The sequence below is a fragment of the Pseudorhodoferax sp. LjRoot39 genome, from assembly GCF_964253035.1.
GTDB lineage: Bacteria > Pseudomonadota > Gammaproteobacteria > Burkholderiales > Burkholderiaceae_C > Pseudorhodoferax.
The window spans coordinates 2,260,919-2,282,586 of record NZ_CAXUQL020000001.1; the positions used below are offsets into that span (position 1 = coordinate 2,260,919).

At 70.2% G+C, this 21,668-nt stretch carries 21 protein-coding genes; 5 read left to right on the forward strand and 16 right to left on the reverse strand.

The annotated features are described in order from the left end of the window. Positions 1-3 precede the first annotated feature (3 nt). The 9 genes from ACSQ4M_RS10725 to ACSQ4M_RS10765 all read right to left on the reverse strand — a co-directional run bounded on the left by ACSQ4M_RS10725 (position 4) and on the right by ACSQ4M_RS10765 (position 7,118). A complete protein-coding gene (locus tag ACSQ4M_RS10725; RefSeq protein WP_436189519.1) occupies positions 4-966 on the reverse strand; it encodes a biotin-dependent carboxyltransferase family protein in 963 nt (320 codons plus the stop codon). Beyond that, a complete protein-coding gene (gene pxpB / locus ACSQ4M_RS10730; RefSeq protein ID WP_436189520.1) occupies positions 963-1,637 on the reverse strand; it encodes a 5-oxoprolinase subunit PxpB in 675 nt (224 codons plus the stop codon). Before pxpB ends, ACSQ4M_RS10725 begins: the two co-directional genes overlap by 4 nt. Beyond that, on the reverse strand, positions 1,634-2,053 hold the full coding sequence (locus ACSQ4M_RS10735) for a biotin/lipoyl-containing protein (RefSeq protein WP_436189521.1): 420 nt from the start codon (positions 2,051-2,053) through the stop codon (positions 1,634-1,636). The genes pxpB and ACSQ4M_RS10735 overlap by 4 nt, the downstream gene beginning before the upstream one ends. A gap of 24 nt (positions 2,054-2,077) precedes the next feature. Further along, positions 2,078-2,920 (reverse strand): ABC transporter substrate-binding protein, encoded by an 843-nt coding sequence (locus ACSQ4M_RS10740; protein ID WP_436189522.1) that lies wholly within the window; start codon positions 2,918-2,920, stop codon positions 2,078-2,080. A gap of 39 nt (positions 2,921-2,959) precedes the next feature. Beyond that, positions 2,960-3,688, reverse strand: coding sequence for an amino acid ABC transporter ATP-binding protein (locus ACSQ4M_RS10745; protein ID WP_436189523.1), 729 nt, complete (start codon positions 3,686-3,688; stop codon positions 2,960-2,962). Beyond that, the gene (locus ACSQ4M_RS10750) at positions 3,685-4,452 is read right to left on the reverse strand and encodes an amino acid ABC transporter permease (protein WP_436189524.1); all 768 of its coding nucleotides are present in this window, start codon (positions 4,450-4,452) and stop codon (positions 3,685-3,687) included. The genes ACSQ4M_RS10745 and ACSQ4M_RS10750 overlap by 4 nt, the downstream gene beginning before the upstream one ends. A 3-nt stretch (positions 4,453-4,455) precedes the next feature. Then, positions 4,456-5,154, reverse strand: a complete 699-nt coding sequence (locus ACSQ4M_RS10755; RefSeq protein ID WP_436189525.1) for an amino acid ABC transporter permease — start codon at positions 5,152-5,154, stop codon at positions 4,456-4,458. A 63-nt stretch (positions 5,155-5,217) separates the two neighbouring features. After that, the gene (locus ACSQ4M_RS10760) at positions 5,218-6,423 is read right to left on the reverse strand and encodes a pyridoxal phosphate-dependent aminotransferase (protein WP_436189526.1); all 1,206 of its coding nucleotides are present in this window, start codon (positions 6,421-6,423) and stop codon (positions 5,218-5,220) included. A 23-nt stretch (positions 6,424-6,446) separates the two neighbouring features. Continuing rightward, positions 6,447-7,118 (reverse strand): RraA family protein, encoded by a 672-nt coding sequence (locus tag ACSQ4M_RS10765; protein ID WP_436189527.1) that lies wholly within the window; start codon positions 7,116-7,118, stop codon positions 6,447-6,449. A 157-nt stretch (positions 7,119-7,275) separates the two neighbouring features. Between ACSQ4M_RS10765 and ACSQ4M_RS10770 the strand changes: the two genes are divergently transcribed. Further along, on the forward strand, positions 7,276-8,223 hold the full coding sequence (locus tag ACSQ4M_RS10770) for a LysR family transcriptional regulator (RefSeq protein ID WP_436189528.1): 948 nt from the start codon (positions 7,276-7,278) through the stop codon (positions 8,221-8,223). A gap of 12 nt (positions 8,224-8,235) precedes the next feature. Here the strand turns inward: ACSQ4M_RS10770 and ACSQ4M_RS10775 are convergent, their stop codons facing one another. From ACSQ4M_RS10775 to ACSQ4M_RS10805, 7 genes are all read right to left on the reverse strand, one after another. After that, positions 8,236-9,378, reverse strand: coding sequence for an alanine racemase (locus ACSQ4M_RS10775; protein WP_436189529.1), 1,143 nt, complete (start codon positions 9,376-9,378; stop codon positions 8,236-8,238). Continuing rightward, positions 9,375-10,352 (reverse strand): threo-3-hydroxy-L-aspartate ammonia-lyase, encoded by a 978-nt coding sequence (locus ACSQ4M_RS10780; protein WP_436189530.1) that lies wholly within the window; start codon positions 10,350-10,352, stop codon positions 9,375-9,377. The genes ACSQ4M_RS10775 and ACSQ4M_RS10780 overlap by 4 nt, the downstream gene beginning before the upstream one ends. A gap of 31 nt (positions 10,353-10,383) precedes the next feature. Beyond that, positions 10,384-11,349, reverse strand: coding sequence for an ornithine cyclodeaminase family protein (locus tag ACSQ4M_RS10785; RefSeq protein ID WP_436189531.1), 966 nt, complete (start codon positions 11,347-11,349; stop codon positions 10,384-10,386). Then, positions 11,339-11,980 carry a helix-turn-helix transcriptional regulator gene (locus ACSQ4M_RS10790; protein ID WP_436189532.1) on the reverse strand — a complete coding sequence of 214 codons (642 nt, stop codon included), beginning with the start codon at positions 11,978-11,980 and terminating at the stop codon, positions 11,339-11,341. The genes ACSQ4M_RS10785 and ACSQ4M_RS10790 overlap by 11 nt, the downstream gene beginning before the upstream one ends. Before the next feature lie 41 nt (positions 11,981-12,021). Further along, the gene (locus ACSQ4M_RS10795; RefSeq protein ID WP_436189533.1) at positions 12,022-12,936 is read right to left on the reverse strand and encodes a LysR family transcriptional regulator; all 915 of its coding nucleotides are present in this window, start codon (positions 12,934-12,936) and stop codon (positions 12,022-12,024) included. A gap of 157 nt (positions 12,937-13,093) precedes the next feature. Then, complete coding sequence (locus tag ACSQ4M_RS10800; RefSeq protein WP_436189534.1) at positions 13,094-13,228, reverse strand: hypothetical protein; 135 nt, start codon at positions 13,226-13,228, stop codon at positions 13,094-13,096. 73 nt (positions 13,229-13,301) lie between these two features. Further along, the gene (locus ACSQ4M_RS10805; protein WP_436189535.1) at positions 13,302-14,216 is read right to left on the reverse strand and encodes a LysR family transcriptional regulator; all 915 of its coding nucleotides are present in this window, start codon (positions 14,214-14,216) and stop codon (positions 13,302-13,304) included. Positions 14,217-14,426: 210 nt separating this feature from the next. On the opposite strand from ACSQ4M_RS10805, the gene ACSQ4M_RS10810 reads away from it, so the two are divergent. The 4 genes from ACSQ4M_RS10810 (at position 14,427) to ACSQ4M_RS10825 (ending at position 21,433) form a co-directional block, all read left to right on the forward strand. Further along, on the forward strand, positions 14,427-15,299 hold the full coding sequence (locus tag ACSQ4M_RS10810; RefSeq protein ID WP_436189536.1) for an alpha/beta hydrolase: 873 nt from the start codon (positions 14,427-14,429) through the stop codon (positions 15,297-15,299). Positions 15,300-15,414: 115 nt separating this feature from the next. Beyond that, on the forward strand, positions 15,415-16,686 hold the full coding sequence (locus tag ACSQ4M_RS10815; RefSeq protein WP_436189537.1) for an efflux RND transporter periplasmic adaptor subunit: 1,272 nt from the start codon (positions 15,415-15,417) through the stop codon (positions 16,684-16,686). Between the two features lie 77 nt (positions 16,687-16,763). Further along, complete coding sequence (locus ACSQ4M_RS10820; RefSeq protein WP_436189538.1) at positions 16,764-20,009, forward strand: efflux RND transporter permease subunit; 3,246 nt, start codon at positions 16,764-16,766, stop codon at positions 20,007-20,009. 11 nt (positions 20,010-20,020) lie between these two features. Then, complete coding sequence (locus ACSQ4M_RS10825) at positions 20,021-21,433, forward strand: efflux transporter outer membrane subunit (RefSeq protein WP_436189539.1); 1,413 nt, start codon at positions 20,021-20,023, stop codon at positions 21,431-21,433. Positions 21,434-21,668 lie beyond the last annotated feature (235 nt).

A 21,668-nucleotide genomic window follows, 5' to 3' on the forward strand; every position in this document is an offset into this window, starting at 1 on the left:
GGTTCATGGCGTCAGCATGCGGGCTGCCCGCTGCACGGCACCGAGGTAGCGCTGGCGGGCGCGCCAGGCGTCCAGCGCCTGGGCGGCGTCGACCGGCACGAAGCGCAGCGCGCCGCCGATGCGCGTCTGTGCCAGGCGCCACTGGTCGGCCTCGATGACGGTGCCGATCTTGGGGTAGCCGCCCGAGGTCTGTGCGTCGCACTGCATCACGATGGGCTGGCCCGAGGGCGGCACCTGGATGACGCCGGGCACGATGCCGTGCGAGAGCAGTTCGGTGGGCTGGAGCGGCTGCAGCGCCGGGCCGGCCAGCCGGTAGCCGATGCGGTTGCTCTGCGGCGTGACGGCCCACCGCGTGGTCCACAGGCGCTCCAGCATGTCGGGGCCGAACAGTGCGTGCTCGGCCGCGGGCAGCACGCGCAGCACGGTGGCGCCGTCGGGCGCGGGCGGGCCGGGCAGGGCTAGCTGCGGCGGCTGCACACCGAAATCCGGGCGGCCTTCCGATGCGCCTGCGGCTGCCAGCCGGTCGCCCTTGCGCAGCACGCGGCCGTGCAGGCCGCCGAAGCCGGCCTTGAGGTCGGTGCTGCGCGAGCCCAGCACCACGGGCACGTCGATGCCGCCGGCCACGCAGAGGTAGGCCGCCGCGCCCCTGGCAGGGGCGTGCAGCACGAGTTCCTGGCCGGGCCGCACGCTGTGCGTCCACCAGGGCCACAGCGGCGTGCCGTCCAGCGTGGCGGCGCAGTCGGCGCCGGTCAGCGCGATATGCAACGGCACATGGAAGCGCAGCCGCAGCGGGAACAGCAGCACCTCAATGCCGGCCGCATCGGGCGCGTTGCCGAGCAGCGCGTTGCCGCCCGCCAGCGCCAGCGCGTCCAGCGCGCCCGCGACGCTGACGCCGTGGCTGCGGTGGCCGAAGCGCCCCGGGTCCTGCACCGAGCTCATGCGGCCGGTGGAAAGGATCTCGATCATGCGGCCACCCTGGTCGCGCGGAACACCACGCGGTCACCGGGCGACAGCAGTGTGGGCGGCGTGGCGCCAGGGTCGAAGAACGACAGCTCGGTGCGGCCGATCTGGTTCCAGCCGCTGGGCGAGGTCTGCGCGACCACGCCAGCCTGGGCGCCGCCGATGGCGACCGAGCCGGCCGGCACCGACAGCCGCGGTTCGGCGCGGCGCGGCGTGTGCAGGCGCGGATCCAGCCCGCCCAGGTAGCCGAAGCCCGGGTGGGCGCCGACGAAGAACACGCGGTACGCTGCGCCGGTGTGGATGCGCACGGCCTCGGCCACGCTGAGCCCGGCACGCCCGGCTACGGCCGCGAGATCCTCGCCGTGCTCGCCGCCGTAGACCACAGGGATCTCCACGATCTTGCCCTCGGCCTGGCGCACATGGCCGGCCTGCCAGAAGGCCTGGATGCGTTCGGCCAGGGCTGCCGGCTCGACGCGCTCGGGGTCGAACACCAGCATGAGGTTGTTCATGCCGGGAACGGTCTCGGCGACGCCGTCCCAGGCCTGCACGGCTTCGTCGAGCGCCCAGATGCGTTGCTGGCAGTCCAGCGACAGGGGCGGCGCCGCGTCGCAGAGCAGGGCGGCCGCGCCCAGCGGGCTGATGGCCAGCGCGTCGGCGCCGGGTGGGGCTGGACTCACGGGGTGGCTTTCAGGTAGAGCAAAGGCATGCCGTAGTCGACGCGCGCGCCATCCTGCACCAGCACGGCCTGCACGGTACCCGCGACGGGAGTGGTCACGGCCAGGTAGGCGCAGCCCACCTGCAGCAGGCCGATGGCCTGGCCGGCCGCGAGCTGCTGGCCCGGCGCACAGCGTTCCTGCGGCCGCAGCGGATGGGCGCCGCGCCACAGGCCGGTGGCGCGGGCGCGCACGGCCATCGGCTCGGCCGGCGGCGCTGCTGCCGGCAAGGTAGCGACCGCGACCGGTTGCAGGGCCGGCGCGGGCTGCGGTGGGGCCAGCGCCACGCGCAGCGAAAGGCCTGGCAGATCGAGCGCGATGCTAGCCATGCCGCGCCGGTCCAGGTGGCGCACGAGGCGGGTGATGTCAGCGGCCAGCATGGCGTCGCGTCTCCAGAGGAGGTTTCAGGGCAGCGGGTCGAACTTCAGGTCCTTCAGGGCCGTGACCTGGTGCGTGCGCTTGAGGTTGTAGTCGGTCTTCTCGCCCAGCCACTTGTCCCAGATGCGGTTGAGCTCGCCGGATTTTTCCAGCGCAGCCAGCACGCGGTTGATCTCGGCCAGCAGGGCAGGCTCGTTCTTGCGCACGCCTACGCCCATGGGTTCCAGGATGGTGGGCTCTGGCACGATCACGAGCGGCGTGGCGGTGGCGGCGGTCTGGCGCACGAACTTGGAGGCCGACACGTCGTTGATCGTGAAGCCCTCGGCTTTGCCCTGCTGCAACGCGAGGAATGCGGCGGACGCATCCTGGAACGTCATGACCTGGGCCGTCGGGATGCGCATGCGCACGGCCAGCTCCGAGGTCGAGCCCTTGGTGCCGCTGATCTTCTTGCCGGCCAGTTGGTCGAGCTGGGTGATGCCGGCGCCCTTGCCGACCAGCACCACCTCGCTCAGCACGTGGTAGGCGTCGCTGAAGTCGATCTGCTGGGCGCGCGTCTTGGTGTAGGCCAGGTTGGCGATCAGGATGTCGACGCGGCCCAGCGTCAGTTCCGGCAGGCGCGCCTCAAGTGCCAGCGGTTTTTGCACCAGCTGCACGTTCATCTCCTTGGCCACGGCGGCGCACAGGTCCACGTCGTAACCCACGGTCTGGCGCGTCTTGGGGTCGGGGAAGCCGAAGGGCTCGATCGACGCGAAGGTGCCGCAGGTGATGCTCTTCTTGGCGCGGATGTCCTGCAGCTGGTCGGCCTGGACCGCGGGGGCCAGCAGCAGGGCAGCGCACAGGAGCGAGGCGAAACGGAACACTAGGGGCATGGAGGAACTCCGGTTGGGGGTGGGGAGGGCGGGGGAAACTCAGTGGGCGCGCAGGTCCGACAGAAACTTCTGCGCGCGCGGGCTCTTCGGGCGCTGGAAGAAGTCCCCGGGTGTGCCGGATTCGACGAGCCGGCCGGCGTCCATGAACCAGACGCGGTTGGCCACCTCGCGCGCGAACCCCATCTCGTGGGTAACGCAGACCATGGTCATGCCATCGCGGGCCAGCGACTTCATGACCTGCAGCACCTCGCCGACCATCTCGGGGTCGAGCGCGCTGGTGGGTTCGTCGAACAGCATGGCCGGCGGGCTCATGGCCAGCGCGCGGGCAATCGCCACGCGCTGCTGCTGCCCGCCCGAGAGCTGGCCCGGGTGCGCCGCGGCCTTGTGCGCCAGGCCTACGCGGTCGAGCAGCTGCATGGCGCGCTCGCGCGCCGCGGTGGCCGACAGCTTGAGCACCGTGGTCGGCGCCAGCGTCAGGTTGTCCAGCACCGACAGGTGCGGGAACAGGTTGAACTGCTGGAACACGAAGCCGATGTGGCTGCGGAACTGGTTCAGGTTCAGGCCCGGGGCATGCACGTCCTGGCCGTCGAAGCGGATCGTGCCCTGCTGGATCTCCTCCAGTCGGTTGATGGTGCGGATCAGCGTGGACTTGCCCGAGCCCGAGGGCCCGCAGACCACCACCACCTCGCCCTTGGCGACCTCGGCCGTGAAATCCACGATGGCGTGGTAGTCGCCATACCACTTGTTGACGCCGGAGAAAGCAATCACATCGAGTCCTTGGAAAGAGTCAGCGGGGCGGCGACCGTTGCGGCCACGGTCGGCGCGGGTGCGGTGTGGCCGGCGCGGCGGCGCGTGATGCGGCGCTCCAGCCGGAGGGCGCACTGCGACAGGATGAAGCAGACGATGAAGTACATCGCCGCCAGGATGGCGAAGACCTCCAGCGGCTGCGTGAGCAGCATGCTGTTGATCTGGTAGCCGGCGAAGGTCAGTTCCTGCGCGCTGATGACATAACCCAGCGAGGTTTCCTTCACGATGGCGCCGAACTGGCTGACCATGGCCGGCACCATGTTGTAGAGCGCCTGCGGCAGCACCACGCGGACCATGGTGGTCGTGTAGCGCATGCCCAGTGCGCGCGCCGCCTCGGTCTGGCCGCTCGGCAGGCCGTTGATGCCGGCGCGCACGATCTCGCCGATGTAGGCGCTCTGGTAGACCACCAGCGTGCACAGCATGGTGGCGAAGCCGCTCAGCGAGTAGCCCGTCACGAACGGCACCAGGAAGTAGGCCCAGAAGATGAACATGAGCAGCGGCACGCCGCGCACCACGTAGACCAGCACCGTGGCCGGTAGGCGCAGCGCGCGCCAGGGACTCAGCCGCGCCAGCGCGATCGCCACGCCGAGCGGGAAGGCCAGCACCAGGCCCAACACGGACAGCACCAGCGTGAGCGCGAGGCCGCCCAGCGGACCGTCGGGGAACTGCCCGACCAGGAGCAGCAGCCAGTAGTCGCGCAGGATGTCGAGGATGTTGGACAGCATGGCTCAGCGTGCCTTGATGCGCAGGCGCTGTTCCAGCAGCTCGCCCACGGCCATGATCACGAGCGAGATGGCCAGGTAGACCAGCGTGCAGAGCAGGTACAGCTCCAACGTGCGGAAGGTCTGGTTTTCAATCTCGCGTGTCACGTAGGTCAGCTCGGCCACGCCGATGACCATGGCTAGGCTGCTGTTCTTGAACAGCAGCACGGTGTGGTTGACCAGCGTGGGCATGGCGATGCCGATGGCCTGCGGCAGGATCACGCGGCGCACTGTGTTGATGTAGCCCATGCCCAGCGCGCGCGCCGATTCGTACTGCGAGCGCGGGATCGAGCGGATGCCGCTGCGCAGGTCTTCGCAGAAGTAGGCCGCCATGCACAGGCCGATGGCAACGAAGGCCAGCACGAACTCGCTGTTGTGCGCGTTGAGCCACTGCTGGGCGTCCTGCGGCAGCGCGGTCGGGATGCCGAAATACCACAGGAAGATCTGCACCAGGATGGGCACGTTGCGGTGGTACTCGACATAGGCCGCCACCAGCGCCACGGCCCAGCGCTGCTCCGTCATGCGCACCACGGCCAGCACCGTGCCGACCGCCATGGCCAGCAGCCAAGCATAGGCCGTGAGCGCCAGCATGCTCTGGATGCCGCGCCAGAGCCAGGCGGCGTTGTCGCCGGCCAGGGCGGCCGCGAAGTCGAACTGGTAGTTCATGGAATGCAGTGGGTTTGCGAGGGGGGCTGCATTGTCGGAGCCGGCATGTGGGGCGCGCGGCGTTCAGCGCAGGGCGGCGCAGGCGGCAGCGATCTGCGCGCAGCCCTGCTCGATCTGCTCCAGCGCCGTCGCGAACGACACGCGCAGGTAGGGCGACATGCCATAGGAGCTGCCGTCGATGCAGGCCACACCCGCGTGTTCGAGCAGGTACATGCTCACGTCCAGGTCGCTGGCCAGGCGCTTGCCCTGCGGCGTGGTCTTGCCGATCAGGCCCTGCACGCAGGGGAAGGCGTAGAAGGCGCCGTCGGGGGCTGTGCAGGCTATGCCGGGGATGGCGTCGAGCAGCGCCACCATGCGGTCGCGGCGCTTCTTGAAGGTGGCCACGGCCTGCGCCACGCAGTCCTGCGGGCCGGCCAGCGCATGGGCGGCGGCGGCCTGGCCCATGGCGCTGGGACAGGTCGTGCTTTGCGACAGCAGCAGGGCGATGGCCTTGATGAGCTGGCGCGGCCCGGCGCCGTAGCCGATGCGCCAGCCCGTCATGGCGTAGGCCTTGGACAGGCCGTTCACGAGCAGGGCCTGCTTGGCCAGGTCGGGCGCGAACTGCAGTGGCGAGACATGGCGTGCGCCGCCGTAGGTGTAGTGCTCGTAGATCTCGTCCAGCATCAGCCAGACCCGCGGGTGCGAGCGGAGCGCGGCATACAGCGCACGCAGCTCGGCCTCGGTGTAGACGGCGCCCGTGGGGTTGTTGGGCGAGTTCAGTACCACCCAGCGCGTGCGCGGCGTGATGGCCGCGGCCAGCGCAGCCGGCGTGAGCTTGAAACCGTCGGCCGCCGTGCAGGGCACGGTGACAGGCTTGCCACCGTGGATGGCCGCCATGTCCGGGTACGAGACCCAGTAGGGCGCTGGCACGATGACCTCGTCGCCGGGGTTCAGCGTGGCCGCGAAGGCGTTGTAGATGATGTGCTTGGCGCCACAGCCGACGACGATCTCGTCGGTGGCGAAGCGCAGGCCGTTTTCGCGCAACAGCTTGTCGGCGATAGCCTGGCGCAACGCCGGCGTGCCGGTGGCAGCGGTGTAGCGCGTGTGGCCCTCGTGCAGGGCAGCGGCGCCGGCCTCCACGATGTGCGCAGGGGTCGGGAAGTCGGGCTCGCCGATGGTGAAGTCGACGATGCCGCGGCCGCTGGCGCGCAACTCGTCCACCAGCGCCTTGGCGGCCATGCTGGGCGAGGGCTTGACGACGTGCAGGCGGTCGGCGATGAGGTCGCTCATGGGGTTCTCCGTGGTGCCGGCGTTCACAGGCCGTGCAGGCGCAGCGCGCCGTCGAGCCAGGACTGGGCGCGTTCGCCGGTGGCGATCTCGCAGTGGATGGCGGCTTCCTTGGCCGCGGTGGCGGCGGCGGCCTCGATCAGTGCGGGCGCCTCGGCCTGGCTGAAGACGACGATGCCGTCCTCGTCGCCGACCACGATGTCGCCCGGGTTCACCACCTGGCCGGCGATGGACACCGGCACGTTGACCTGGCCCGGGCCGCTCTTGTAAGGGCCGCGATGGCTGATGCCGGCGGCATAGCAGGGGAAGTCGGCCGCGACGAAGGCGGCGTGGTCGCGGACCGCCGCGTCCATCACGAAGCCGGCGCAGCCCTGCTGGGCCGCGTACGACATCATGAGGTCGCCGACCAGCGCGTTGGTGGTGTCGCCGCCGCCGTCGACCACCAGCACATGGCCGGGCCGCAGCAGCGTGAGCGCCTTGTAGACCAGCAGGTTGTCGCCGGGCCGCGTCTTGACGGTCAGCGCCGTGCCGATCAGCTGGCGGCCACTGTGCAGGCGGCGCAGCCGCGTGATGCCGTGCAGGCGTTGCAGGTTGTCGCTGAGGTGCGGAGTGACAACGCCGCGCAGCGCATCGGTCAGGGCCGCCGGTGCCACCGCGGGCGCCGGGTTCACGACATGGGCCGTCGTCGGTTGGGACATGGGATCTCCAGTGCGCGCCGGCCACCGGGCTGGCGCTGTGTCATCGGACCGGCAGATTCTTGGCGTCGCGGAGCATTTAAAAAAGCGATATTTATTTATACTTTTCCATCGAAATAAAGAATGGTTCGGTGCGCGCTGTGCCGAGCTGGTGCATGCCGTGATCACCTTCAAGCAGCTGGAGGCCGTGCTGGCCATCGCCGAGATGGGCAGCTTCGAGCGCGCGGCCGCGCGGCTGCACACCACGCAGTCGGCGATTTCCAAGCGCATCCAAGAGCTGGAGGCCGTGGTCGGCACGCCGGTGTTCGACCGCAGCCAGCGCCGCGCGCGGCTGACCGAGCACGGCGAAAGCATGGTCGAGCAGGCGCAGCAGATGCTGGCGCAGCGCACCGCCTTCGTGGAGGAGTTCAGCCGGCCAGACACCGTGGCGCGGCGCGTGCGTATCGGGGTGACGGAGCTCACGGCGCTGACTTGGCTGCCGCAACTGGTGCGGCTGATCCAGCAGCAATTTCCCAAGGTCGTGATCGAGCCCGATGTGGACCTGAGCGTGCTGCTGCGCGACAAACTGGCGCGGCACGAGGTGGACCTCATCTTCGTGCCCGACGCGTTTGCTGATGCGGGCTTCACCTACAAGCCGCTGTCCAAGGTCGAGAACGCCTGGATGTGCCAGCCCGGCCTTGTGCCCAACCAGCGCACGGTCTCGCTGCACGACCTGGCTGCGCACACGCTGCTGACGCAGGGCAACCTGTCGGGGTCGGGCCTGGTGTTCGACCAGTGGCTCAAGTCCAAGGGCGTGGTCATCGAGCGCACGATCTGCAGCAACAGCCTGGTGGCGTTGATCGGGCTCACGCTGTCGGGCCTGGGCGTGAGCTACCTGCCGCTGCAGTGCATGGGCAACTTCGTCGACAGCGGCGCGCTCAGCATCGTGCGCACCGACCCGGCCCTGCCGCTGGTGCAGTACGTCTGCATGTACCGCAGCGAGACGCGCAGCCCGCTGATCGGCTCCATCGTGATGCTGGCCCAGCACGCCTGCGATTTCTCGCGGGCGTTTCAGTGGGGCGATGGCAGCGGAGACCTGGCGGGGGCGTTCCGCACCGCGCCCGCCTGAGCGCGGGCCGGCCTACCAGCCGCTGAAGCGCGGCCAGGTCTGCAGCGCGCCGCCATCGGCCGGCAGCAGCTGGTAGGCCGCATGCTGGGCGCCCGTGGCGCAGGCATGGTTGGGGTAGACGCGCAGCTGGCTGCCGAGCGGAAACAGCCGCTCCAGGTCAGCGCCCGGCGCGCCGCGCCACTGCAGCACGCCATGCTCCTGGTTGGCCTCGCCGAAGCCCAGCTCTGCTATGGGCTGGCCCTGGATGTCGGCCACGAGGCCGTAGCCGTGGTCGCACGCCTGCCTGGCCGTGCCGCGGTCGCGGCTCATGGCCATCCAGCCGGCGTCGGTGATGATCCAGCCGGCCTCGGGCCGGTGGCCGATCACGGTGGCCAGCACCGACAGTGCGATCTCGTCCACGCTGCAGACGCCGACACCGGCCATCACGAGGTCGAAGAACACGTAGACGCCAGCACGCACCTCGGTCACGCCGTCCAGCCGGCGCGCGTGCAGCGCGGTGGGCGTGGAGCCCACGCTGACGACGGGGCAGGCGTGGCCGGCGGCGCGCAGGCGCTCGGCCGCGCGCACGCAGCCGGCGCGTTCCTGCTCGGCCATGGCCTGCAGCGCTGCGGGCGTGTTGAGGCTGTAGGAGCTGCCGGCATGGGTCAGCACGCCGGCCAGCTCGGCGCCGTCGTCCACCAGCGCGGCCGCCACGGCCAGCAGCCGTGCGTCCTCGGGCGGGATGCCGCTGCGGTGGCCATCGGTGTCCACCTCGATCAGCACGCGGTGGCTGTGGCCGTTAGCGCGGCCGTGCGCGGCCAGCTGCTCGGCGGCCGCGACCGATTCGACCAGCAGCGTGAGCCGGCAGCCCGCACGCACCAGGCGCAGCGCGTGGTCGAACTTGGACGGGACGATGGCCACGGCGTACAGGATGTCGTCGACACCGGCGGCGAAGAACTGCTCGGCCTCCTTGAGCGTGGAGACCGTGATGCCCTGGGCGCCGGCCGCGAGCTGGCGCTGCACGACGGCGGCGCACTTGCTGGTCTTGGCGTGCGGGCGAAAGCGCACGCCCAGCGCGTCCATGCGCTGCTGCATGCGCGCGATGTTGCGCTGCATGCGGGCTTCGTCGAGCAGCAGCAGAGGGGTCTCCAGCGCCGCGAGGTCGGCGGAGTTCATGCGGCTTGTGCGCCCAGCAGTTCGCACAGCCGCGCGAGGTCCACGTTGCCGCCGCTCAGCAGCACGCCGATGCGCTGGCCGCGCAGCGCGCTGGCTTCGCGCCGCACGGCGGCCAGGCCCAGGCAACCGGTCGGCTCGACGACGATCTTCATGCGCGCAGCGGCGAAGGCCATGGCGTCCACGAGCTCGGGGTCGCTGGCGGTCTGGATGTCGTCCACCTCGCGCTTGATCACGCCGAAGGTGTAGTTGCCCAGGTGCTGGGTCTGCGCACCGTCCGCAATCGTCTTGGGTACGTCGATGTGCACGATGGCGCCGCTGCGGAACGACTGCTGGCCGTCGTTGCCGGCTTCGGGCTCCACGCCCACGATGCGCGTCTTGGGCGACAGCGCGCGCAGCGCCAGCGCCGAGCCCGACAGCAGGCCGCCACCGCCCAGCGGCGCGTAGAAGGCGTCGAGCGGGCCGACCTCTTCGATGAGTTCCTTGGCGGCCGTGCCCTGGCCGGCGATCACGTCGGGGTGGTCGTAGGGCGGGATCAGCGTGAGGCCGTGTTTCTGTGCGAGGTCGCGGCCGATCTGCTCGCGGTCCTCGGTGTAGCGGTCGTAGCTGACGACGGTGGCGCCGTAGCCCTTGGTGGCGGCCACCTTCATGGCCGGCGCGTCCTGGGGCATCACGATGGTGGCCGGGATCCCGAGGATGCGGGCCGACAGCGCGATGGCCTGGGCGTGGTTGCCCGACGAGAAGGCCACGACGCCCGCGCGGCGCTGGGCCGCGTCGAACTTCGACAGCGCATTGAAGCCGCCACGGAACTTGAACGCGCCCATGCGCTGCAGGTTCTCGCACTTGAAGAACACCTCGGCGCCGATGGCTTCGTTGAGCGTGCGCGAAGTCATGACGGGCGTGCGGTGGGCATGGCCTTCGATGCGGCGTGCGGCGGCGGCCACGTCGTCAAAGGTGGGCAGGGTCAGGTCGTTCATGGCGGTACGGTGGTCGGGTGGAGAAAGGGTGTTACCAGGGCCAGGCGATGTCCAGGCCCAGGCCCTGGGCTTCGGCGCGGGCCAGCACCAGGCGCGCGACGGCCAGGTCCTGCAGCGCCAGGCCGGTCAGGTCGAACACGGTGATGGCGTCTGGCGCGCGCGGCGTGTCGGGCAGGGCGCCGAGCTCGGTGCAGGGGGCATCGGGCGCCCATTGCGCTTCGCCGAGCTGGCGCGCCTGCGCGCGGTCGTCGACGACGAGCTGGGCGAGCGCGAGCAGGCCCTCGGGCAGCTCGCGCTTGCCGCGCGTGTCGGCGCCGACGGCGTTGAGGTGGGTGCCGGGGCGCACGGCGTCCAGGCCGAACAGCGGGCCGGCACCGGGCGTGGCCGTGATGACCACGTCGCTGGCGGCCACGGCGGCGTCGGCATCGGGCGCGAACCGCAGCGCGCAGCGGTCCGCGAACATGGCCTCGAAGGCTGCGTCGGGCTGGCCGCGGTGCGTGCAGTAGCGCACCAGCTCCAGCGCGGGCAGCACGCGCAGCGCCTCGGCCAGGTGGGCTCGTGCCTGCACGCCGGTGCCGAACAGGCACAGCGCGCGGCTGTCGGGCCGGGCCAGGCGCTGCAGGCCGATGGCGCCGGCAGCGGCCGTGCGTGCGCTGGTGATCGCGTTGCCGTCCAGCACGCAGAGCGGCCGGCCCGTGGTCGGGTCGTGCAGCACGATGGTGGCCTGGTGCGGCTCGCTGCCCTGGCCGCGGTTGGCCGGCCAGAAGCCGGCTGCCTTGTAGCCCAGCAGCGCCTGGCTGGGCACGGCGCCCGACTTGATGCCGAACACGCCCTCGGCCAGCGCCTCGCGCACCACTGGAAATGTCTGGCCCTCGCCGCGGCTGTGCAGCGCGAAGGCCTGGTCCACGGCCGCGCGCACGGCGGCAGGCTCCAGCAGCGCGGCCACGGTCGGGCCGTCGAGCAGGCGCAAACGCGCTTCAGGGGCTTCAGCGCGCATCGCTGTACACCGTGGCGCGCGACACACCCAGGTGGGCGGCGATGGTTTGCATGGCATGGCGCAGCTGCAGCAGGCCCTCGGCCTTGAGTTCGGCCAGCAGCGCACGGCGCTCGTCGGCCTTGAGTGCGCGCGGCGTGCTGGCGCGCGCGGCGGCGTAGCGGTCGATGCGCGCGCGGATCGCGTCGGCGCCGGCCGGGTCCAGCGTCTCGGTCGGTGCGGCCTGGGCGTCGACCTGCACGAACTGGCCCATGGCGCTCTGCAGGCTCTTGAACAGCGTGAGGTCCACGTTCAGGCACAGGGCGGCGACGTAGCGGCCCTCGGCATCCTTGATGCCGATCGAGGTGCTCTTGGCCTGGCGCCCGTCGGCGAAGCGGTTGGCGTAGTTGGCCAGCACCGGCGCGTAGGCCGGGTCGGCGATGCGGGCCAGGCCCAGCTCGGTGGCCGGGTCGCCGACGGCGCGGCCCGACAGGTTGTTGTGGATCGCGGCGATCGCATGCCGCGGGTCCAGCAGGTCGTGCACCACGACCTCGCAGAACGGCGCGAAGGTCTCGCCCAGGCCCTGGGCGATGTGTCCGAGCTGGCCCAGCAGGGCGCGCTGGGCAGCGGTTCTGGACGGTTTGGCGGTCGGCATCTGGATATTTTGTCCAGATGTAGACGCTTTGTCCAGGTGCTTCAGCGGGCCTGCAGGTAGGGCGTCTTGGCGAGCAGCTCGGTCGCCCAGTCCACGAAGGCGCGCACCTTGGCCGACAGGTGGCGGTTGGGCGGGTAGACCACGTGCAGCGGGATCGGCGGATGGCCCCAGTCGGGCAGCACGCGCACCAGCGTGCCGTTGTCCAGGTGGTGCTGCAGGCCGAAGCGCGCGACTTGCGTGATGCCCAGGCCGGCCAGCACGGCCGTGGTCAGTGCATTGCTTTCGTTGACCGCGAGCTGGTAGGCGCCGAGGATCTCCAGCAGCTCCTCGCCCTGCTGGAACAGGTGCGGGAATTGCCGGCCCGTGCGCGAGGAGAAGTAGTTGATGAGGCGGTGGCCCTTCTCCAGCTCGGTCGGGTGGGCCGGCGTGCCGTGCTGGGCCAGGTAGCCCGGCGTGGCCACGGTGATGAGTTCCACGCCGCCGATGCGCCGCGCCACCAGTGATTGCTCGGTGAGTTCGCCGCCGCGGATCACGCAGTCCACGTTGTCGGCGATGAGGTCGACCGGGCGGTCGCTGACGCCCAGGTCGAGCTGGATGTCGGGAAAGCGCTCGAAGAAGCTGTGCAGTTGCGGGATCACGAGCAGCCGCGCGATGGAGGCACCCACGTCCACGCGCAGCCGCCCGCTCGGGCGCGACTGGGCACTGCTCATGCTGGCCTCGATGTCGTCGAAATCCGACAGCAGGCGCACGGTGCGCTCGTAGTAGGCCGCGCCGTCGGGCGTGACGGTCACGCGGCGCGTGGTGCGGTTGAGCAGCTTGACGCGCAGGCGCGCCTCCAGGTACTGGATCTGCTTGGTGACGGTGCCCTTGGGAATGTCGAGCGACTCGGCCGCCTTGGTGAAGCTGCCGGCCTCGACGACGCGCGTGAACATGCGCATGGACTGGATCTGGTCCATCAGCGGCTCTCCAGGCCCTGGGCCCGTGGGCGGGCCATGGTGCTGCGGCGCGCGCTGTGGCCGCGGTGCAGAGGGTTCACCTCCGAGGCGATCATGTGGTTCTCCATGGGTGGATTGCGATAAGGGCCGCAGTCTCCAAGCTCACATCCTGGGAAGGTCAAGCCGGCCGGCCGATGACCCTCTTGGCGAGAGAGGCGCTGGACGCGCCGCGGCCTGCAGGCCGCAGCTGCGTGGTGAAGCCGCCGGCCGCGGCGGCGCGCGCGGCCATGCGCATGGACTGGATCTGGTCCATTCGTCTTTCCTGTGCTGTTGGGGTGCCCGCGGGTGCGGTGGGGGCGCGACTGTAGCGGGAACGCGCGATCCTGTCAGCGGACCTGCATGTAAGGGTTTTGGGCGAACAGCTCGGCCGCCCAGTCGACGAAGGCGCGCACCTTGGCCGAGAGGTGGCGGTTGGGCGGGTAGACCACGTAGAAGGGCAGGGTGCGGCGCTTCCAGTCCGGCAGGATCTGCACCAGTGCGCCGCTCTCGATGTGCGGCTTCACGTCGAAGCGGGTCAGCGCCACGATGCCCAGGCCGGCCAGCGCGGCCTCCGACAGCGCGTTGCTCTCGTTCACGGCGAGCTGGTAGCGGCCCGTGATCTCGTGGCTCTCGCCGTTGCACTCGAAGTAGTGGGTGTACTGCCGGCCCGTGCGCGAGGAGAAGAAGCTCACCATGGTGTGCTGGTGCGCCAGCTCGGTCGGGTGCGCGGGCGTGCCGTGGCGCGCCAGGTAGGCCGGCGAGGCCACGGTCACGAAGTCGATGTTGCCGATGCGCCGCGCCACCAGCGACTGCTCGGTCAGCTCGCCGCCGCGGATCACGCAGTCCACGTTGTCGGCGATCAGGTCGACCGGCCGGTCGCTGACGCCCAGGTCGAGCTGGATGTCGGGGTAGCGCTCGAAGAAGCCCTGCAGCGCCGGGATCACGAGCAGCCGCGCCACCGAGGCACCGATGTCCACGCGCAGCCGGCCGCTGGGCCGGGCCTGGGCGTTGCTCATGCTGGCCTCGATGTCGTCCAGGTCCGAGAGCAGCCGCAGCGTGCGCTCGTAGTAGGCCGCGCCGTCGGGCGTGACGGTCACGCGGCGCGTGGTGCGGTTCAAGAGCCGCACGCGCAGCCGCGTCTCCAATGCCTGGATCTGCTTGGTGACCGTGCCCTTGGGCACATCCAGCGACTCGGCCGCCTTCGTGAAACTGCCTGCTTCCACGACGCGCGTGAACGTCCGCATCGACTGGATCTGGTCCATTGGCTTCCTTCTTGCTTTTGCTTGAGGTTCAGTAGATACCCGTAGGTCCGAAAGGTTCTGCCGGCTTGTCCCCTGTCATTTTCGGGACATTGTTGGCGGCTCGGAAACAGTGAAGCGGTGTGTTGCGCATTTATCCGACACCGCGACGCCTCTACATTTACCAGCATCGTCAAGCCGAGTCCTTTCTCTACGCTGTTCCAGGAGCCTGCCATGTCCGCCGCCACCGCCACCCCGTCGACCACCGCTGCCCCGCAGGGCAACGGCTTTGCGAGCTGGCGTGAGACCGTGGTCGAGCTCAAGGGCCTGGAGCCCGTGCCCGCCCGGATCTACGGGGAGAAGAAGCGCGGCCAGGCGGCCCCGCTCGTGGTGCACTACCACGGCGGCGCCTTCACGGCCGGCGGGCTGGACTGCGGCGTCAAGCTGGCCAGCATGCTGGCCGAGGCCGGCGCCATCGTCGTCTCCATCGCCTATCCGCTGGCGCCCGCCCATCCGTTCCCGCAGGCGCTGGACGTGGGCTACGGCGTGCTCGAGTGGGCCTACAAGCAGCGTGCCAAGCTGGCCGGCACCGGCGCGTCGGTGTTCCTGGCCGGCGAGGAAGCCGGCGGCAACCTGGCCGCGGCCACGGCCTTGATTGCGCGCGACCGTGCCCATCCGCCGCTGGCCGGCCAGGTGCTGGTCTCGCCCATGCTGGACCCCTGCACGGGCATGGCTTCGGTGCGCGAATTCAACTGCACCGAGACCCAGGGCAAGTGGGCCGAAGGCTGGCGCAACTACCTGCGCTGCCCGCAGGACGCCACCCACCCCTACGCCGTGCCTGGCGGTTCGCTTCGGCTGGCGGGCATCGCGCCCACGCTGGTGCTGACCTCCAGCGACGACCCCATGCGCGACGAGGCCCGGGCCTATGCCGACAAGCTGCGCGCCGCCGGCGTGGCTGTCGATTTCGAGATGCTGACCCCGGCCACGGGTTGGCCCAACACCTTGCTGGCCAGCGAGCCCATGGAGTGCGCGTGCGCCGCCATGGTGCGGCCGCGCCTGGAGGGCTTCTTCGCCGCGCAGCTGCCGGTGAAGAAGAGCGCCGAGTAACCGTCCGCCCCTCCTCCCACGCGGAGGGGCCTTCTTTCCGATCCGCCTGAACCGGCCGCTGCAGAACGGCCGGAGAGGTTTTGTTGTTCTCGTTTTTTTGTTCGAGGGAGTAGCCATGTCCGATCCGACCAACGATCCGTTTGCCGATCCGTATTCCGCACGCCGTCCGCGGCGCAACCGTCTGCTGGCCGTGGGCACCGCGCTGGTGCTGGCCATGGCCGCCGCTGGCCTGGGCTTCATGCTGCAGTCGCCCCAGGTGCATGCCGACGCGTTGCCGGTCGCGCCGCCGGCCACGCCGGTCTCGGTCGCCACGGTGGCGCAATCCGAAGTCGCCACCTGGGACGAGTTCTCCGGCCGGCTCGAAGCGGTGGAGCGTGTCGACCTGCGCTCGCGCGTCGCCGGCACCGTGCTGTCGGTGCACTTCCGCGAAGGCGCCCTCGTGAAGAAGGGCGACCTGCTGGTCACCATCGACCCGGCCTCGTACGCGGCCGATGTCGAGCGTGCCGAAGCCCAGGTGGTGGCCGCCGAGGCGCGCCAGTCCTTCACCCGCGGCGAACTCGACCGGGCCCAGCGCCTGCTGGACGAGCGCGCCATCGCCCAGCGCGAACACGACGAACGCGCCAACGCGCACCGCGAAGCCCAGGCCAACCTGCGCGCCGCCCAGGCCGCACTGCAATCGGCCCGGCTGAACCTGTCGTGGACGCAGGTGCGCGCGCCGGTCGCCGGCCGCGCCGGCAAGGTCGAGGTCACGGTGGGCAACCTGGTGTCGGCCGGCGCCGGCGCACCGGTGTTGACCACGCTGGTCTCGGTCAGTCCGATCTACGCCAGCTTCGATGCCGACGAGCAGGTCGTGACAAAGGCGCTGCGCGACCTGCCCGGTGGCGGCACGCGCACGCAGATCGACCGCATCCCGGTGCAGATGGGCACGGCGGCGGACGACGCCACGCCGCTGGTCGGCCGCCTGCAGTGGGTCGACAACCAGGTCGATGCCAAGAGCGGCACGGTGCGCGTGCGCGCCCAGTTCGACAACAAGGACGGCGCGCTGATGCCCGGCCAGTTCGCACGCTTGCGCATGGGCCAGGTCAAGACCGCGCCCGCGCTGCTGGTCAACGAACGCGCCGTGGGCACGGACCAGGACAAGAAGTTCGTCTTCGTGGTCGACGCCGACAACAAGGCGCAGTGGCGCCAGGTCACGCTGGGGGCGAGCGCGAACGGCCTGCGCATCGTGACGCAGGGCCTGCAACCGGGCGAGCGGGTGGTCGTCAACGGCCTGCAGCGCGTGCGCCCCGGCGCCGTGCTGGACCCGCAACCGGTGGCCATGGACGCACGGCCGCAAGGCCCGGGACAGCAGGCCAAGGCCGACGCCGCCGCCGGCTCCAAGTCCTGATTCCTTAAGCCCATCCGAATCCAGCCACACCATGCCTGCCGGCGCCCAGCGCGCCGGTGGCAGGGGGGACCTTTGCCATGAACCTCTCCAAATTCTTCATCGACCGGCCGATCTTTGCCGGCGTGCTGTCGGTGCTGATCTTCCTCGCCGGCTTGATCGCCATGCGCGCGCTGCCGATCTCCGAGTACCCTGAGGTCGCGCCGCCGCAGGTGGTGGTGCGCGCCAACTACCCCGGCGCCAACCCCAAGGTGATCGCCGAGACCGTGGCCACGCCGCTGGAAGAGCAGATCAACGGCGTCGAAGGCATGCTCTACATGGGCAGCCAGGCCACCACCGACGGCGTGATGACGCTGACCGTGACCTTCAAGCTCGGCACCGATCCCGACAAGGCCCAGCAGCTGGTGCAGAACCGCGTCTCGCAGGCCGAGCCGCGCCTGCCCGAGGAGGTGCGCCGCCTGGGCATCACCACGGTCAAGAGCGCGCCCGACCTGACCATGGTGGTGCACCTGGTCTCGCCGAACGACCGCTACGACATGAACTACCTGCGCAACTACGCGGTGCTCAACGTGAAGGACCGCCTCGCACGCATCCAGGGCGTGGGCCAGGTGCAGATCTTCGGCGGCGGCGACTACGCGATGCGCGTCTGGCTGGACCCGCAGAAGGTGGCGCAGCGCGGCCTGTCGGCCAGCGATGTGGTGGCGGCGATCCGCGGCCAGAACATCCAGGCCGCGGCTGGCGTGGTGGGCGCATCGCCCGGCCTGGCCGGCGTGGACATGCAGCTGTCCATCAACGCCCAGGGCCGCCTGCAGAGCGAAGAGGAGTTCGGCGACATCATCGTCAAGAGCGGCACCGACGGCGCCGTGACCCGCTTGCGCGACATCGGCCGCCTGGAAATGGGCGCGGCCGACTACTCGCTGCGCTCGCTGCTGAACAACGACGCGGCCGTCGGCATGGGCGTGTTCCAGTCGCCCGGCTCGAACTCCCTGGACATCTCTCGCGACGTGCGCGCCACCATGGCCGAACTGGCGAAAAGCATGCCCGAGGGCGTGGAGTTCCGCATCGCCTACGACCCGACGCAGTTCGTGCGGGCGTCCATCGAATCGGTGATCCACACGCTGCTCGAAGCCATCGCCCTGGTGGTGCTGGTGGTGATCCTGTTCCTGCAGACCTGGCGCGCCTCCATCATCCCGCTGCTGGCCGTGCCGGTGTCGGTGGTGGGCACCTTCGCGGTGCTGCACATCCTCGGGTTCTCGATCAACGCGCTGTCGCTGTTCGGCCTGGTGCTGGCCATCGGCATCGTGGTGGACGACGCCATCGTGGTGGTCGAGAACGTGGAGCGCAACATCGAGGCCGGCCTGTCGCCGCGCGAAGCCACCTACCGCGCCATGCGCGAGGTGTCGGGCCCCATCATCGCCATCGCGCTGGTGCTGGTGGCCGTGTTCGTGCCGCTGGCCTTCATCAGCGGGCTCACGGGCCAGTTCTACAAGCAGTTCGCGGTGACGATTGCGATCTCCACCGTGATCTCGGCGATCAACTCGCTGACCTTGTCGCCCGCGCTCGCCGCCTTGCTGCTCAAGAGCCACGACGCGCCCAAGGACGCGCTGACCCGCTTCATGGACAAGACCCTGGGCTGGCTGTTCCGCGGCTTCAACAAATTCTTCCACCGCGGCTCGGAGGCCTACAGCGGCGGTGTGAAGCGCGTGATCGGCCGCAAGGCGCTGATGATGGTGATCTACCTCGCGCTGATCGGTGTGACCTTCGGCCTGTTCAAGGCCATCCCCGGCGGTTTCGTGCCGGCGCAGGACAAGCAGTACCTGATCGGCTTCGCCCAGCTGCCCGACGGCGCGACGCTGGACCGCACCGAGGACGTGATCAAGCGCATGGGCGAGATCGTCAAGCAGAACCCGAACGTGGAAGACGCCATCGCCTTCCCCGGCCTGTCGATCAACGGCTTCACCAACAGCTCGAACTCGGGCATCGTGTTCGCCACGCTCAAGCCCTTCGACCAACGCAAGCGCGCCGACCAGAGCGGCGGTGCCGTGGCCGGCCAGTTGAACCAGGCCTTCGGTGCGATCCAGGACGCCTTCATCGTGATGTTCCCGCCGCCACCCGTGGCCGGCCTCGGCACCACCGGCGGCTTCAAGCTGCAGCTGGAAGACCGTGGCGGCCTGGGCTACGACGAGATGGACAAGGCCGTCAAAGCCTTCATGGCCAAGGCCTACCAGACGCCCGAGCTGGCCGGCATGTTCACCAGCTGGCAGGTCAACGTGCCCCAGCTGTACGCCGACATCGACCGCACCAAGGCGCGCCAGCTCGGCGTGCCGGTGACCGACATCTTCGACACCATGCAGATCTACCTGGGCAGCCTGTACGCCAACGACTTCAACAAGTTCGGCCGGACCTACAGCGTGCGCGTGCAGGCCGATGCGCCCTACCGTGCTCGTGCCGAAGACGTGGGCCTGCTCAAGGTGCGCTCGTCCTCGGGCGAGATGGTGCCGCTGTCGGCGCTGATGAAAGTGAACTCCAGCTTCGGCCCGGAACGCGCCATGCGCTACAACGGCTACCTGGCCGCCGACATCAACGGCGGCGCGGCGCCCGGCTTCTCCTCGGGCCAGGCGCAGGACGCGATCGAACGCATCGCGGCCGAGACGCTGCCCAAGGGCGTGAGCTACGAATGGACCGAGCTGACCTACCAGGAGATCCTGGCCGGCAACTCCGCCTTCCTGGTGTTCCCGCTGGCGATCCTGCTGGTGTTCCTGGTGCTGGCCGCGCAGTACGAAAGCCTGACGCTGCCGCTGGCCATCATCCTGATCGTGCCCATGGGCATCCTGGCGGCGATGACCGGCGTCTGGATCGACGGCGGGGACAACAACGTGTTCACCCAGATCGGTCTCATCGTGCTGGTGGGGCTCTCGGCGAAGAACGCGATCCTGATCGTGGAATTCGCGCGTGAGCTGGAGTTCGGTGGGCGCACGCCGGTCCAGGCCGCGATCGAGGCCAGCCGGCTGCGGCTGCGCCCGATCCTGATGACCTCGCTGGCCTTCATCATGGGCGTGCTGCCCCTGGTGCTGTCCACCGGCGCCGGCGCCGAGATGCGCTCGGCCATGGGCGTGGCGGTGTTCGCCGGGATGATCGGCGTGACGGCCTTCGGCCTGTTCCTGACCCCGGTGTTCTACGTGCTGATGCGCCGCCTGGCCGGCAACCGGCCGCTGGTGCAGCACGGCGAGGTGCATGTGCCGGTCGTGGCATCGGCCCCGGCCCACGGTGCAGGCGGTGGCTCCATCCAGCCGCTGCCGGCCGCGCCGCGCCACCCCATCGAGTGAGGAGAAGAACCATGCGACTGAACGCCATCGTCACCCCCCTGCTGGCCGCGCTGATCCTGGCCGGCTGTGCCAGCGGCCCGCTGCCGGCCACCCCGGCCGAGCACGCACTGCCGGCCGTGCCCACCGCCTTCAAGGAAGGCAACGCACGCTTTGCCACCGTCGCCCCGGCCGAACGGGCCGAGCGCGGCGCCTGGTGGCTGGCCTTCAACGACCCGGTGCTGAACGACCTGGTCGAACGTGCCGCCGCCCGCAACACCAGCGTGCAGGAGGCCGCGGCACGGCTGGCCCAGGCGCGTGCGCTGCTGCGCAACGCCGAGGCCGACCGCGCACCGCAGATCGGCATCGGTGCCGGCGCCCAGCGTGGCGCCGGGGCCGACACCGCGCAGGGCAGCCAGCCGGCCAGCGTGCTGACGGCCAAGGCGAATTTCTCCTACGAGCTGGACCTGTTCGGCCGCCTGGCGCAGGCGCGCGACGCGGCCGGGCTGGATGCGGATGCGCGTGCCGCGCTGCTGCAAAGCACGCGCCTCATGGTGCAGGCCCAGACCGCGCAGACCTACCTCCTGCTCCGTGCGCTGGACGATGAACGCGCGCTGGTGCGCCAGACCGTGGCCGCCTACGACGACACGCTGCGCCTGACGCAGCGCCGCTACGACGCGGGCGACGTGGCCGAGCTCGACCTCGTGCGCGTGCAGGGCGAGGTGGCTGCCAACGAGGCCGAGGCGCTGGCGCTGGACCGCAGCCGTGCCGAGACGGAGCATGCGCTGGCCGTGCTGGTCGGCGAGGCCGCCTCCAGTTTCGCGCTGGCGCCGCAGGACTGGCGCAGCGCGCTGCCGCAGATCCCGGCCGGCGTGCCGGCCGCGGTGCTCGCGCGCCGGCCCGACGTGTCGGCCGCGCAGCTGAGCCTGCAGGCCGCCCAGGCCCGCGTGGGCGTGGCGCGCACGGCCTGGTTCCCCGACATCGCGCTGACCGGTGCGGGCGGCTTCGCCTCGACCGACCTCGGCGACCTGTTCAAGTGGTCGGCCCGGTCATGGGGCATCGGCGCCTTGCTGTCCTTGCCGATCTTCGACGGCGGCCGGCGCGAGGCCAACTTGCAGAACGCAGCCGCGCAGCTGGATGTGGCCGCCGCCGGCTACCGCGCCCAGGTGCTGGGTGCCTTCCGCGACGTGGAGGACCAGTTGGCCGCGCTGCGCCTGCTCGACGCGCAATCGCAGGCCCAGGGCCGTGCCGTGACCGCGGCCACGCGCGCCTCGGCGCTGTCGGAAACGCGCTACCGCAACGGCCTCGTGAGCCAGATCGAGCTGCTGGACGCGCGCCGCAGCGAGCTGCGCAACCGGCGCCAGGCGCTGCAGGTCAAGTCGGCGCAATACCAGGCCACGGTGGGCCTGGTGCGCGCGCTGGGCGGTGGCTGGGAGCGCGGCGCCTGAGCCCCGGCTGGCTGGTGCGGCCGACGTAAAAGCCGCACCGGCAACAGGGCATCAAATGAGAGTGCTTCTCAATTGATGTATAGTTGAGCCATCGGAAGTGCAGTGCAGCACTGCAGGCACTTCCACCGGTTTCATCGTGGGGCGACCCGAGACTTCGGTCTCCAAGGTCGTTTTTGCTAGCCAACTCTTCAGGCCAGCCAAGCATTTTTTCCACGCATGACACGGGCCGCGCGAG